Source organism: uncultured Dietzia sp., from assembly GCF_937873725.1.
GTDB lineage: Bacteria > Actinomycetota > Actinomycetes > Mycobacteriales > Mycobacteriaceae > Dietzia.
Window position 1 is genome coordinate 14,364 of sequence record NZ_CALMYY010000128.1, and the last position, 13,057, is coordinate 27,420.

Consider the following 13,057-nt stretch of genomic DNA (forward strand, 5'->3'; position numbering starts at 1 on the left):
CGATCGGAAGGAAACGACATGGTCCGAGACGAGCTGACCCCGCAGACCCTGCTGGGACTCCTGCCGAACGTCGCGCACTCGGTGGGCTACATGGCCACCTGGGGCAGCGGCGCCCTCTCGGTGTCGCTGGCACACGGGATCGACGCCGCACTCGGCGGCCCCGGCCGCCACTGACCGCGTCGCGTGCGGTCAGTGGCCGGTCGGTACAGCTAGGCGTTGATCCGCTGACGCAGACGGTCCGCACCCGGGCCCGAGAGCCGGTCCAGGTGCACCGTGCGTCCGGTGAGCATCAGGAACAGATCCCGCATCGACCCGATCACATCCGGCCCCTCTCCGGCCGCCCAGTCGTGGTCGTCGGCGACCAGACGCAGGCCGTCGGCGGGCAGCGTGCGAAAGACCTTGGCGTTGCCCCGCCCGCCGTAGCCGACGACCCGGTCCGCGGCCTCGGCGATCTCCACGGGCGGGATCGACACCTCACGCCGGAGCGGCAGGGTGATGTCCTGGGTATGTCCCACCGCATCGACCAGCGCCTCACGGCAGGTCAGGCCGGGAAACGGTCGGTGCAGCCCGACCATGCCCCGGATGGTGTCGACGATCTGACCGTTGGTCAGCCGGCGCGCCACGGCCTGTGATCCGTCGCGGATCGTGCGATTGGTGCTGCCCGGGTAGCGCAGGAACAGCGGCACCAGGCGCCACCGCGGGAGCGCGACGAGGGTGAGGTGCGCGGCCACCTCTCGCACGGTCCACGCCTCGCACAGGGAGCCGTGGTCCCACTCCTCCGGCGGCAGCGCGTCGAGATAGTCGGCGATGTCCTCGCGGCGTCGGTCGACCGCCGCCCAGACCGCGGTGTCCTCCATGACCACTCCTCCCGTCGAGCGGCCCGACCCCCCGGGCCGCGACTTAGTACCATAATAGGACTACTTGGCCCGTTCGATCCTGAGGAGTCGCCGTGGACACCGACACCGACCCCGACACCGCAGCCACCTCCGCTCGGCCCCCCACGAGCCTGCTCATGTGGCTCGGATACCGCGCCGCCGAGGACAGGATCGCCCTCGCGCTGGACGCCGCGGGGTTCGGTGACATCACCCGCGCGCAGATACGACTCCTGGCCGGGATCGACGACGACGAGGGCAGCCGACTGACCGTGTTGGCCGAGCGTGCCCGGATCGCCAAACAGACCGCGACCGCGTTGGTCGACCGGTTGGCGGCGGCGGGGTACGTGCGGCGGCTCCCGGATCCGGAGGACGGCCGGGCCCGGCTGGTGCGACTCACCGCCAGGGGCCGCGAGATCGTCCCGGTGGCCCGTGCGGAGGAGGAGCGGATCGACGCCGAATGGCAGGCGCACCTCGGCCCGGAGACGATGGCCCGCCTGCGGAGCGCCCTGGAGGATCTCCGCCCGCTCGTGGACCCCTGATACGCGGCCACCCCGCCCGCTGGTCGGCGGACGGGGTGGGCTCGCGTGGGCTAGCGGCGCCGGGCGCGGCGGCGCGGGGGCGGCAGTTCGCCGGCCTCGCGCAGCTGATCGGCATGCGCGGCGAGGGCGTCCACCAGGTCGAGCACCGAGGCGTGCTCGGGCTGGACGTCCACGCGCAGCCCGAACTCGGCGGCGGTCTCGGCGGTCCGCGGGCCGATGCACGCGATGAGCGTGCGGGTGTGCGGCTTGCCGGCGATCCCGACGAGGTTGCGGACGGTGGAGGAGCTGGTGAAGCAGACGGCGTCGAACCCGCCCGACTTGATCATTTCGCGGATCTCGGCGGCCGGCGGGGCGGCGCGGACCGTGCGGTACGCGGTGACGTCCTCGATCTCCCAGCCGCCGGCGGTCAGGCCGTCGGCGAGGGTCTCGGTGGCGATGTCGGCGCGCGGGAGCAGGACCCGGTTGACGGGATCCAGCACGTCGTCGTACGGGGGGAAGACCTCGAGCAGGCCCAGGCTGGACTGCTCGCCGGACGGCAGCAGCTCGGGCTGGATGCCCAGCTCGCGGACGTGGGCCGCGGTGCCCTCGCCGACGCAGGCGATCTTCACGCCGGAGAAGGCGCGGGCGTCGAGGCCGAACTCGACGAACTTCTCCCACACCGCGCGCACGGCGTTGGCGGAGGTGAACACGACCCACTGGTAGCGGCCGTCGACCAGGCCCTTGACGGCCCGCTCCATCTGGGCGGGGCTGCGGGGCGGCTCGACGGCGATGGTGGGCACCTCGACCGGGGTGGCACCGTGCTCGGAGATCCGCTCGCTCATCTCGGCGGACTGCGCCTTGGTGCGGGGCACCAGCACGTTCCAGCCGAACATGGCGCGCGACTCCCACCACTGGTGGCGGTGCCGCTCACCGGCGGACTTGCCGATGGTCACCACCAAATCGCCGTCCATCTCACGCCCGACGTCGGACATGGTGGCCAGGGTACCGTCGGCGGACTTCTGGGCGCAGAGCGATCCGGAGCAGGTCACGGTGACCGGGGTGCCGGCGGACAGGCCGTGTTCGGCCAGGTTCGACGCGGCCTCGGCGAGGTGCCGCCCAGTGGTGCGCAGGACGATCGGGCCGGGCGAGCCCACCAGCGCGGCCCAGTCGACCTTCCCGCGACCGTCGGCGAACACGTACCCGGAGCCGAGCGCGATGCCGGCGAACGCGGGCACCGCGGTGGCCTCGGCCACGCCCGGCACGACCTCGAACGGGACGACGGTGCGGCCGACGGAGGCGATCTCGGTGACGGTGGCGTCGGTGGTCATGGGGTCGCCGGCGACCAGTCGCACCACGTCGCGGCCCTTCTTGGCCTCGGCGACGAGCTGCTTGGCCACGGCCGCGGGCTCGCCCAGCACGGGGCGGACGTCGGCGGCGGTCGGCGCGGGCAGCGACTTGAGCCGCTTGATCTCCGCCTTGTCCTCGGCCTCGACGGCGGCGTCCATCTCGGCGCGTCGGGCGTCGAGGAGGTCGTCCGGGACGGGCACGTCGGCGGCGACGAGCGCCAGCACCTCGGCGGAGACGTCGGCGTCGGCGAAGACCAGCGAGTTGCCGGCGATGACCTCACGGGCGCGGCAGGTGAGCATCCCCGCGTTACCTGGACCGCCGCCGACGAAGCGGATGGTTCCGGTGCGGGTGGTGCGTGCTCGAGTCATTGTTCGTCTCTCCGTGGGGTGGGTGTCGCGCGCTGGCTGCGCGCGACGGGGAGCTGTCGGGGGCATCGATCAGGTCTCTGCGATGGTCGGGGGCGCCGTGGTGGATTCCCGCGGCACGAGCGGGGCCCGGTCCTCGGGCGAGTCCTCTGCCATGAGGTCGCGGGCGCCGCGGCCGAGCAGGTCCGCCGCGAGCCTGCGGCCCAGCTCGTCGGCGGCGGTGACGGGCCCGTCCGGGTGGTCACCGGTGTCGACGGTGCCCTCGGCGCGCAGCACGGTCGACCCGTCGTGCGCCGCGACCACCGCGTGCAGCGTGAGCACTCCCCCGGCGAGCTCGGCGCGCGCCCCGACGGGGGCGGTGCACCCGGCCTCGAGCTGGGCGAGCAGCCGGCGTTCGGCCGTGACCCGGACCCGGGAGGGGAGGTGGTCCAACAGGGCGACCGCCTCGGCCGCACCGGTGTCGTCCGCGCGACATTCGACGGCGAGCGCGCCCTGGGCCGGGGCGGGGAGCATCTCGTCGATGCCGAACCTCTGGGTGGCGCGCTCGCCCACGCCCACGCGATCGAGCCCGGCCGCGGCCAGCACCACGGCGTCGAGATCCCCGCTGGCCACGTAGCCCATGCGCGTGTCGATGTTGCCGCGCAGCGGGTGCAGGTCCAGGTCGGGGCGCAGGGCCGCGAGCTGCGAACGACGCCGGGGCGCGGAGGTGCCCACGCGGGCGCCGGTGGGCAGCGTCTCCAGCGTGAGCCCGTCCCGGGCGACCAGGACGTCCGAGGGGTCGACGCGCGGCGGCACGGCGATCGGGGCGAACCTGCCGTCCGGCGCGGTCGGCAGGTCCTTGTAGGAGTGGACGGCGACGTCGCAGTCCCCGCGCTCCAGCGCCGACCGCAGCTCCATGGTGAACACGCCCACGCCGATCCGCTCGACCGGCGCCATCACCACGTCGCCCGTGGTCCGCACGATCACCAGCTCTGCCGGGTAGCCCGCGGCGATCAGGGCGTCGCGGACGTGGCCCGCCTGGGTGGTCGCCAGGGTGCTCCCGCGGGTGCCCACCTTCAGGGTCCTGCTCATGAGGCCTCCTCGTCCACCGTGGTGTCCAGGTCGATGTTGTCCAGGTCGAACAGGGTCCGGACCACCGCCGCGAGGTTCTCCCCGTCCGGCTGGGCGGCGAGCTCCTTGAACCTCACCGTGGGCGGGTGGAGCAGCTTGTCGACCACGCGGCGGACGGTGTTGGCCACCTCGTCGCGGGTCTTGTCGTCCAGCCCGGGCATCCGCGCCTCGAACCTGCGCATCTCCGCCGCGACCACCTGGCCGCCGCGGCCCCGCAGCCGACCGATGATCGGCCCCACGCCCGCCATCCGCTCGGCCTGCGTGTACGCGGCGAGTTCGGTGTCGACGATCGTCCGGGCGGCGTCGGCGTCCGCGGCGGCGGCGGAGGTGTCGGGGTCGGCCTTGAGCGCCTCGATGCCCAGGACGGTCACGCCCGGCAGTCCGGCGACCGCGGGATCGACGTCGCGCGGCATCCCCAGGTCGCAGATCACGAGCGGACGTGCGGTGCCGCGTCGGGCGAGCGCGGTGTGCACGTCGCCCAGCGTCACCACCGTGCCGACCGCGCCGGTGCAGGTGAAGAGGATGTCGGCGCCGGCGATCCCGTCGGACAGGTCCTCGATGGGGAACGCGGTGGCCGGCGTCCCGGAGTCCCGGGCGATCTCCGAGAGGCGGTCCGCGCGCTCCGGGGTGCGGTTGGTGACCTCGATGTGGGCGATCCCCGCCCGCCCGAGGTGCGCGACCGCGAGCCCGCCCATCGCGCCCGCCCCGAGCACCACGGCGCGGCGCCCGTCGAGGCGGCGGTCCCCGGTGGCGGGCGTCCCGTCGGCGAGGATCTCGGCGGCGCGGTCGAGCGCCACGGAGACCACCGACGCCCCCGCGGAGTCGATCCCCGTCTCGGTGTGGACGCGCTTGCCCACGTGCAGCGCCTGCTGCGCCAGGCGGTGCAGGGTGGACCCGGCCGCCCCGATGTCGGAGGCCGACTGGTAGGCCGTGCGGATCTGCCCGATGATCTGCTGCTCGCCCACGACCATCGAGTCCAGGCCCGAGGCCACGGAGAACAGGTGCTCGGCAGCGGACTCGGAGTACCGGACGTAGAGGTGGCGGCTGAGTTCCTCGGAGGACAACCCGGAGTGGCGGGACAGGAGATCCACCACGTCGTCGAGCGCCGGGTGGAACGCGTCGACGGCCGCGTAGACCTCCACCCGGTTGCAGGTGGTGACGATCATGGCCTCGTCGACGTTGGCGCCGCTGATGAGGTCCTCGGTGAGCGCGTCGCGATCCGATTCGGCGATCGCCACCGACTCGAGAAGGGCGACGGGGGCGCTGTGGTGGGACAGTCCCACCAGGAGAATGCTCACAGCCGACCCCCGCGCGCGCGGGACGACAGGGCCCGTGCCAGAATGGCAACCACGACGTCACGCCGGGTGTCAACTCGGCTACCGACCCGTCTCCGGCCGGCCGGAGAGGGGCCACCGCTGAACGCACACGCGGAACAGTGGTCCACAGTCGGTCGTCTCCTGTCGGTGTGCACGGCTGTGCGCAGGGCGTGACCTCGCGGTGACCCCCTGCTGGGACGGTCGTGGCGTGAGCCTGCGACCATCCCGCAACGCGCTCCACCGTAACCCGCATGACACCCCGGGACAAAACCGTCGCCGGGGCGGATGCTATGTCCGCCACGGGCCGCGCGACCGTCATGAGCAGCGCGGACCCCCGCCGGGCCCCTGCCGGACCCCACCCGGCCCCGCCGGCCCGTCACCGGGTCCCCTGCCCACCGGTCGACGTACGGTGGCGTCGTGCCCCCTCGCCGCCGATCGTCCGCCACGATGTCCGCGGCGACCCGCGCGCGCTACGCCAGACGACGGCAGCGGCGGCTCGCCCGGGTGGACAACGACCTCACCGCCCCGCAGTGGGACGACCTCCTGGGCGCCTGGGGCGGGTGCGCCTACTGCGGGGCCGCCGGGCCGGGGCTCCAGCGCGACTGCGTCATGCCGATCTCCCGCGGCGGCCGATACACCGTGGAGAACGTGGTCCCCGCCTGCGCGTCCTGCAACGCGAGCAAGCACAACAGCGAGGTCACCGGGTGGCTCCGGCGCAAGAAGCTCGACGAGCGCGGGTTCCTGCTCCGGCACGCGACGATCCTGCGGGACCTGCGCGCGGGGGACTAGACGTACCCGTCCGGCCGGTCAGTCCCAGCCCGGGAACCGATCAGGACGGGCGAGGGTGGCGACGAGCTCGTCGTCGTCGACCTCCCAACACGAATGCTCGGCGCCGTCCACCAACACCACCGGAAGACGGTCCCCGTACTCCATCGCGAGCTCGGCGTCCTCGGCGCGGTCGACGTCCACCACCTCCAGCGGCGCGCCGGCCTCCGCGCAGAGGGGGATCAGTTGGCCGTGGACGCGGACGCAGCTTCCGCAGCCCTCGCGGGTCAGGAGGGTCACCGTGTGCACCATGACCTGATAGTGCCCGACTGTCGGAGGGCTGCCCTAGGATGGGGGCTCACGGCCATGAGGAGGTCCACCCCGGTGAACGACGAGACCGACGAGACCGACAGCACCGACGAGTCCGACGGCGCGGGCACCGGGTTCCGGCTCCCCGGCCGGGCGGACCTTACCAGCGCGATCGGCCGCCTGGCGTGGCGCCGCCGCAGCGCCCGCCGCCAGCGCCTCGCCGGTGAGGCCTCCGCCGAGAACGCGGTCCGGTTCACGCCCGACACCGAGCCCGGGGCGCACCCGCCGCTCGCCGACGCCACGGTCACGGACGCGGACGCGGTCACGGACGAGACGGTCACCGACGACGACCACGCCGAGACGCCCTTCGTCCCGGACCCGCAGGCGGCCGCGTTCTTCGATGTGGACAACACCCTGATCCAGGGTGCCTCGATCATCCTGCTGGCCCGGGGGCTGGCCAAGCACAAGTTCTTCACGGCCCAGGACGTCGCGGGGATGGCGTGGTCGCAGATCAAGTTCCGCGTCTCCGGCAAGGAGAACGCCGGCGACGTGGCGGCGGGCCGCGACAAGGCGTTGAGCTTCGTGGAGGGCCACACCGTGGCGGAACTCACGGCGCTGAGCGAGGAGGTGGTGGACACCTCGATGCTCGACCGCGTCTGGCCCGGGACGCGTTCCCTGGTGCAGATGCACCTCGACGCCGGCCAACAGGTCTGGCTGGTCACCGCGACGCCGGTCATGCTGGCGCGGGTGATCGCCTCGCGGCTCGGGCTCTCGGGCGCACTCGGGACCGTGGCCGAGGAGGAGGACGGCGTCTACACCGGCCGCCTGGTGGGCGACATCCTCCACGGGCCCGGCAAGGCCCACGCCATCTCCACTCTCGCGGAGGCCGAGGGCTTCGACCTGTCCAAGTGCTACGCGTACTCGGACAGCTTCAACGACATGCCCATGCTGACGATGGTCGGCCATCCCGTGGCCATCAACCCCGATTCGCGGCTGCGCCAGTACGCGTCCGAGAACGGGTGGGACATCAAGGACTTCCGCACCGTGCGCAAGGCCGCCAAGAAGGCCGTGCCGGGCGTGCTCGCGTTGGGCGGGCTCGCCGGCGCCGGCGCCGCGGTCCGCTCGTCGTACGGGGTGCGCACGATCGACCAGATCCGCCGCATCTTCTGACGCGGCGGGCGCGGCGGGCGCGGCGGGTCAGCCGAAGAACACGCTCCCGCGGCGGGCGAGGTTGCGGAACAGCGTGTTCTGGATGGTCTCGCGGACCTGGTCGGTGATCTCGAAGACCACCATCGGGTCGTCCGCCGCCTCGGGACCCAGGTGTGCGGTCTCGATGGGCTCACCGAACTCCATGGTCCACTTGGTGGGCAGCGGAATTCCGCCGAGCCCGCCGAGCAGCGGGAACGTGGGCGTGATGGGGAGGTACGGGACGCCGAACAGTCGGGCCAACGCGGGGATCTCGCCGAGCTTGGGGTAGATCTCCTCGGAGCCCACCACCGAGCACGGGATGATCGGCGCGCCGGCGGCCAGGGCGGTGGACACGAACCCGCCGCGGCCGAAGCGCTGCAGCCGGTACCGGTCGGCGAAGGGCTTGCCCAGTCCCTTGAACCCCTCGGGCCACACCGCCACCACGTGCCCGCTCTCCAGGAGCCGCTCGGCGTCGGCCGCGCAGGCGAGGGTCGCGCCGGCCCGCCGGGCCAACGGCGCGGACAGCGGCAGGGTCATGGCCAGGTCCGCCGCCAGCAGCCGCAGGGCCCGTCCGGCGTGGTCGTTGACCGCGACCGTGGTCATGAGCCCGTCGACCGGCAGGACGCCGGCGTGGTTGGACACGATGAGCCCGGCGCCCTCGGCGGGGATGTTCTCCGCGCCGATCACCTCGACGCGGAACCAGTGCTCGAACATCGGCCGCCACATGGGCAGCCAGACGGTGCGGTGGAAGTGCTCGTCGAAGCCGAACTCGTCGATCTCGTACGCGCCCGTGACGCGGGTGGCGATCAGCTCGCCGGCCCCGTTAATGGCGTCCACGATGCCGGACAGCGCGCTGACGTCGCCGGTCGCGAGCATCACGTCCACGTTGCGGGCCACGTCGCGGATGGGGGCGAGCGCCTCGGCGTCGACGGGCAGCGCCTCGAGCACCTGGCCGATCGACGACCGCATGGACGTGAGGAAGCGGTCGACGATCCGGCCGATCTCCGTCGCGGCGGCGTCGCTGGTGGTGGTGGCGCCGAGGAAGCCCTCCCCCACCACGCGGTCGCTCCTGGAGTCGCGGCGACCCTCCCCCCAGCGGGGACCACCCAGGGGCTGACTCAGGTCGAATTCTGGGCCCTTCACAGCGCCTCTTCCTCTAGCGGTTCCGGTAGCGCGCCCAGCGCCTCGAGCTCGTCCAGCGTCGTGTCCACGCCCGCGCGGAGCCGCCGGGCCACGGGCGACGGGAGCAGGGCCGCGACCTTGGCCGTCGTGCGTTCCAGCGTCGCGCGAGTCACCAGCGGCTCGGCGCCGGAGTCCACGAGGTAGGCGTGCAGCGCCTCGTCGGTGGTGTAGCGGGGGGTGAACCCGAACTCGGTGCGCATCCGAGTGGTGTCCACGGCGCGGCCGAAGCGCAGGAACCGCAGCTGGGAGACCCCGATGTCCCGCAGGCCCTGGCTGGACAGCAGCCGCGCGGCGAGCTTGAACGTCGGCGGCAACACCGGCAGGGGCACGTGGCCGGCCCGGCGGATGGCCTGCGAGAGCGTGAGCACCCCGTCGCCGGCGATGTTGTAGGTACCGGGGGTCGCCCCCATGGTCGCGTGCAGGAGCGCGTCCAGCGCGTCCTGCGGGTGGAGGAGCTGGATGCGCGGGTCGAACCCGGCGAGCACCGGCGCGACCGACGGCAGCAGCAGCTCACCGACCACCGTGGGGTCGGGCAGCCCGAGGATCGCCGGGATCCGCAGGATGGTCACGTCGATGTCCGGCCGCTTGCGGGACATGCCCCGCACGTATCCCTCCACCGCCAGGTGGTCGAGGGGGATCCCGCCGCTGGGCTGCCGGCGGGGGGCCAGGTGCTCGGGGGACGGGGCGGGGCCGATGCCCGCGGGGGCGGACCCGGCGGTCGGGGGGATGAGGACGAACCGCTTGACGGTCGCGGCCCGGCCGCACGCGGCTATGACGTGCATGGAGCCCATGATGTTGGCCTCCTTGACGGCCGCGCGGCCGCCCGGGGCGAAGTCGGTCTGGTGCAGGCCGGCGTGGACGACCGTGTCGATCTCCGCATCCCGGAGGATGCCCTGGAGGCGCGGCGACTGCGGGTCGAGGCGGACGAACTCGGCGTCCCTCATGCGGCGACGGTGCTGCGGCGACGGCTTGACCGAGTCGATGGCCAGGACCCGCTCGACCGACTCGTTCCGGAGCAGCATCCCCACGAGGTGGGCGCCGAGGTAGCGACTGCCGCCCACGACCGCAACCCTCTTGGCGGGCCGACGGCTTGGGGCTTCGGGGTTCACCCGCCCCACTCTAGCCGGGCACCCCGGGCTTCCGGTGCACGGACCTCACGGCCGGGACACCCCTCGAGCCCACAGACAGACGGATGCCCGCCACCTCGTGGAGGTGACGGGCATCCGCCGCGGGCGCGGGTCCGGGCGCTATCGAGCAGCCGCCGGACTCACTTACCGAGCTTCCGACGCTGCACACGCGTCCGGCGGAGCATCTTGCGGTGCTTCTTCTTGGACATACGCTTGCGGCGCTTCTTGATCACAGAACCCATATCGGGGTCACCTACCTGTCGACTTCTTGTCGTGGACCTTGACTATCGCTGACTATCGCTCCGGCTACCTGGCGGGCCGCTCAGCCGGGACGGAACCCGTCCAGACTACCTGCAGGCAGGGTCGCGACGAAAACCGGGCCGGAGCGCTCAGCCGGCGGAGAAGTACGAGGTGTCCAGGTACTCGTGGACTGCCTTGGAATGCACGCGGAACGACCGCCCCACCCGCACCGCGGGCAACTCGCCCGAATGGACCAGTCGGTAGACCGTCATCTTGGACACCCGCATCAGCGCGGCGACCTCGGCAACGGTCAGGAACTGGGAACCCCCAGACGCCTGAGTGCCGCCATCGGTCTTGTCGCTAGTCGCCATCGTCACAACCCTTCGTGGCACGCGTCGTGCCGCAGGCTTCCCCTCCTGCGGTACGGACACGCACGTGCTGGGCATGAGCCTAGCGTGAAGGGTGTGATCAATGCGACGGGAGTGGGCAAATAACTTCTCCGACACGCCGCTCCGCCCCCCGCTCACCCGTTCTGAACAGGGATTGTGCTAACCGGAACGGCCCGCCGGGTGGCTCAGCTCTCACCCGGCGGGCCGTCATGGGCCGTCCCGGCTAGTCGTCGTCCTCGTCGTCGTCGATCTTCCGCGCCGTCTCCGCCAGGAGCAGGGACTTGGTCGCGGCGGCCTCCACCGCCTCGGCCACCGCGGACCGCAGCCCGCCGGCCTCCAGGCGCCTGATCGCCGCCGCCGTCGTGCCGCCCGGGGAGGTGACGGCGGCGCGCAGGTCGGCGGGCCCGTCCCCACCCCCGGCGAGCATGGCGCCCGCGCCGAGCGCGGTGCCGGTCGCCAGGGTCAGCGCGACGTGCCGCGGGAGCCCCTGTTCCACGCCAGCGTCGACCAGCGCCTCCGCGAGGAGGAAGAAGTAGGCCGGGCCGGAGCCCGAGACCGCGGTGACCGCGTCCATCTGGCCCTCGTTGACGACGACGACGGTGCCGACACTCTCCATGATCTCCACGACCTGCCGGAGGTGCTCGTCCCGCGCGAATCGGCCCTTGCACACCGCGGAGACGCCCTGCCCCACGAGCATCGCCGTGTTGGGCATGACCCGGATGACCGGCGAGCCGGCGCTGAGCCTGTTCTCCATCACCGAGGTGGGGACGCCGGCGGCCAGCGAGACCACGATCGACTCGTGGACGCTGTCCGAGATCGCGTTGCCGATCCGCTCGACCACGGCGGGGACGTCGCCGGGCTTGACGGCCACGACGATCACGTCCGCGCCCTCGCAGCCGATGTCCAGGCCGGTCGCCAGGACGTTGTACTTCTTGCTCAGTTCGGCGGCTCGGGCCTCCACGGCCTCGATCACCACGATGTCCGAGGCCTCCGTGCCCGCGTCCCGGAGTCCTGAGATGAGGGCCTCGCCGATGCGCCCGCCACCGACCACTGCGATTCTCGTCATGGACTCCACAGTGCCACACGCCTGCGCCGGATCCGGCGGGCTCTCCCCCTCGGAGACGACTCCGCCCGCACCGGTGCGGGTGCGGGCGGAGGACGAGGCCGGCGGGACCGTCAGGTGACCACCCTGAGCAGCAGCGGCCCGCAGGTCACGCCCAGCCCGACGATCACCGCCAGCGCGATGCTCACCTTGTCGTTAGACCGGCGCAGCACCCGCACCATGGCCACGAGGCCCACGATCACGACGATCGCCAGCGCCATGGCCACCCACGGCAGGTCGCGCCACAGCAGCTGGAAGCCGATGAACAGCGCGGCGCCCGCGACGGCGGAGGCGAGGACCTGCGCCACGAGGACCAGCCACTGGGACGCCGAGGACCGCTCGGCGGGGGCGTGGTCGCGGCCGTACTCGAAGTCCCGGTACCGGGAGGCGTCGGGCACCGACCCGGCGTGCGGCGACTCCTGCGCCGGCTGGCGCTCGGTCGGGGCGGGGGCGACGGCCTGCGGGGTCTCGGACGGCGCCGCCGGGGCGTGGTGTGCGGTCGAGCCGCGGCCGGAGGGGACTCCCCACTGCGGCGATTCCCCGGCGGAGACCGGGGTGGCCGGGGTGGCCGGGGTGGCCGGCGCGGCAGCCTGAGCGGAGACGGCCGGCGCCGCCGCGGCGGCGCCAGGCGCCGGCGCGGCAGCGGCCGGCGCCGCTGGCGCGGCAGGGGCGGCAGGGGCGGCGGCCGGGCTTGCCGACGGGGACGGTCCGGAGTCGGCCTGCTCGGTCCTGGTCGGCGCGGAGTCCGGTGTCGCGGCATCCGGTGGCGTGGTCGTCGTGGGCCCGGGCCGGGAGGGCGCAGCGGTGCCGGCGCCGGCCGTGGTCGCAACCGCTCCAGCAGCCGCGGCGGCGGCCTTCCGCTTGCGGCCGAACAGCCCCCCGCGGCCGGCCTTCGTGCCGGTGTCAGGGGCCTGGGCCTGGGCCTGGGCCTGGGCCTGGGCCTGGGCAGCCACCGCGGGCGGCGGGGTGACGGGCTCGGCCGGCGTTCCTGCGCGGCCGGCCGGCGGGGTCACCGCGGGCTTCCGCGCCGCAGGGGCGGCGGGAGCCCCGGGCGTACCCGCGGACTCCGTCGACCGCCCGGGGCCGGCGACGGCGGGCCTCGTCGTCGTAGTCTCGGGGTTCCGGGCCTCGGGGGTCTGGGTCTCGGGGGCCTTCCCCCCGGCCGTGTCCGCCGCTCCCGGCGCCGCCGCAGGCGTAGAGCCCTCGGCGCCGGCGGTGGCCTCC

General features: G+C 73.5%; 15 protein-coding genes. 4 read left to right on the forward strand and 11 right to left on the reverse strand.

Going from position 1 to position 13,057, the window contains the following annotated elements:
• Positions 1 to 18: 18 nt before the first annotated feature.
• Positions 19 to 174 carry a hypothetical protein gene (locus Q0444_RS14295; protein WP_291081733.1) on the forward strand — a complete coding sequence of 52 codons (156 nt, stop codon included), beginning with the start codon at positions 19 to 21 and terminating at the stop codon, positions 172 to 174.
• Between the two features lie 35 nt (positions 175 to 209).
• Here the strand turns inward: Q0444_RS14295 and Q0444_RS14300 are convergent, their stop codons facing one another.
• A complete protein-coding gene (locus Q0444_RS14300; protein WP_291081735.1) occupies positions 210 to 857 on the reverse strand; it encodes a maleylpyruvate isomerase family mycothiol-dependent enzyme in 648 nt (215 codons plus the stop codon).
• 92 nt (positions 858 to 949) lie between these two features.
• Here Q0444_RS14300 and Q0444_RS14305 point away from each other — a divergent pair, with 92 nt between their 5' ends.
• On the forward strand, positions 950 to 1,414 hold the full coding sequence (locus Q0444_RS14305; protein WP_349679612.1) for a MarR family transcriptional regulator: 465 nt from the start codon (positions 950 to 952) through the stop codon (positions 1,412 to 1,414).
• 50 nt (positions 1,415 to 1,464) lie between these two features.
• Here Q0444_RS14305 and Q0444_RS14310 read toward each other — a convergent pair whose 3' ends face one another.
• From Q0444_RS14310 to Q0444_RS14320, 3 genes are all read right to left on the reverse strand, one after another.
• Positions 1,465 to 3,108: a uroporphyrinogen-III synthase gene (locus tag Q0444_RS14310; RefSeq protein ID WP_291081737.1), complete on the reverse strand. Its 1,644-nt coding sequence runs from the start codon at positions 3,106 to 3,108 to the stop codon at positions 1,465 to 1,467.
• 69 nt (positions 3,109 to 3,177) lie between these two features.
• The gene (hemC, locus tag Q0444_RS14315; protein ID WP_291081739.1) at positions 3,178 to 4,176 is read right to left on the reverse strand and encodes a hydroxymethylbilane synthase; all 999 of its coding nucleotides are present in this window, start codon (positions 4,174 to 4,176) and stop codon (positions 3,178 to 3,180) included.
• Complete coding sequence (locus Q0444_RS14320; RefSeq protein WP_291081741.1) at positions 4,173 to 5,513, reverse strand: glutamyl-tRNA reductase; 1,341 nt, start codon at positions 5,511 to 5,513, stop codon at positions 4,173 to 4,175. The genes hemC and Q0444_RS14320 overlap by 4 nt, the downstream gene beginning before the upstream one ends.
• 465 nt (positions 5,514 to 5,978) lie before the next feature.
• Between Q0444_RS14320 and Q0444_RS14325 the strand changes: the two genes are divergently transcribed.
• Positions 5,979 to 6,320 carry an HNH endonuclease gene (locus Q0444_RS14325; protein ID WP_291081743.1) on the forward strand — a complete coding sequence of 114 codons (342 nt, stop codon included), beginning with the start codon at positions 5,979 to 5,981 and terminating at the stop codon, positions 6,318 to 6,320.
• An 18-nt stretch (positions 6,321 to 6,338) separates the two neighbouring features.
• Here the strand turns inward: Q0444_RS14325 and Q0444_RS14330 are convergent, their stop codons facing one another.
• Complete coding sequence (locus Q0444_RS14330; protein ID WP_291081708.1) at positions 6,339 to 6,608, reverse strand: glutaredoxin family protein; 270 nt, start codon at positions 6,606 to 6,608, stop codon at positions 6,339 to 6,341.
• 54 nt (positions 6,609 to 6,662) lie between these two features.
• Here Q0444_RS14330 and Q0444_RS14335 point away from each other — a divergent pair, with 54 nt between their 5' ends.
• On the forward strand, positions 6,663 to 7,775 hold the full coding sequence (locus Q0444_RS14335) for an HAD family phosphatase (protein WP_299023604.1): 1,113 nt from the start codon (positions 6,663 to 6,665) through the stop codon (positions 7,773 to 7,775).
• A gap of 27 nt (positions 7,776 to 7,802) precedes the next feature.
• Here Q0444_RS14335 and Q0444_RS14340 read toward each other — a convergent pair whose 3' ends face one another.
• The 6 genes from Q0444_RS14340 to Q0444_RS14365 all read right to left on the reverse strand — a co-directional run.
• The gene (locus tag Q0444_RS14340) at positions 7,803 to 8,936 is read right to left on the reverse strand and encodes a lysophospholipid acyltransferase family protein (protein ID WP_291081706.1); all 1,134 of its coding nucleotides are present in this window, start codon (positions 8,934 to 8,936) and stop codon (positions 7,803 to 7,805) included.
• A complete protein-coding gene (locus tag Q0444_RS14345) occupies positions 8,933 to 10,084 on the reverse strand; it encodes an NAD-dependent epimerase/dehydratase family protein (protein ID WP_299023606.1) in 1,152 nt (383 codons plus the stop codon). The genes Q0444_RS14340 and Q0444_RS14345 overlap by 4 nt, the downstream gene beginning before the upstream one ends.
• Before the next feature lie 158 nt (positions 10,085 to 10,242).
• Positions 10,243 to 10,344 (reverse strand): 30S ribosomal protein bS22, encoded by a 102-nt coding sequence (locus tag Q0444_RS14350; RefSeq protein WP_003855542.1) that lies wholly within the window; start codon positions 10,342 to 10,344, stop codon positions 10,243 to 10,245.
• A 147-nt stretch (positions 10,345 to 10,491) separates the two neighbouring features.
• Complete coding sequence (locus Q0444_RS14355) at positions 10,492 to 10,713, reverse strand: helix-turn-helix domain-containing protein (protein ID WP_291081588.1); 222 nt, start codon at positions 10,711 to 10,713, stop codon at positions 10,492 to 10,494.
• A gap of 241 nt (positions 10,714 to 10,954) precedes the next feature.
• Entirely contained in the window at positions 10,955 to 11,797 is an 843-nt protein-coding gene (gene proC / locus Q0444_RS14360; protein ID WP_291081586.1) for a pyrroline-5-carboxylate reductase, read from the reverse strand.
• A 110-nt stretch (positions 11,798 to 11,907) separates the two neighbouring features.
• The coding region (locus Q0444_RS14365; RefSeq protein ID WP_299023610.1) for a hypothetical protein at positions 11,908 to 13,057 on the reverse strand (1,150 nt) is incomplete at its 5' end.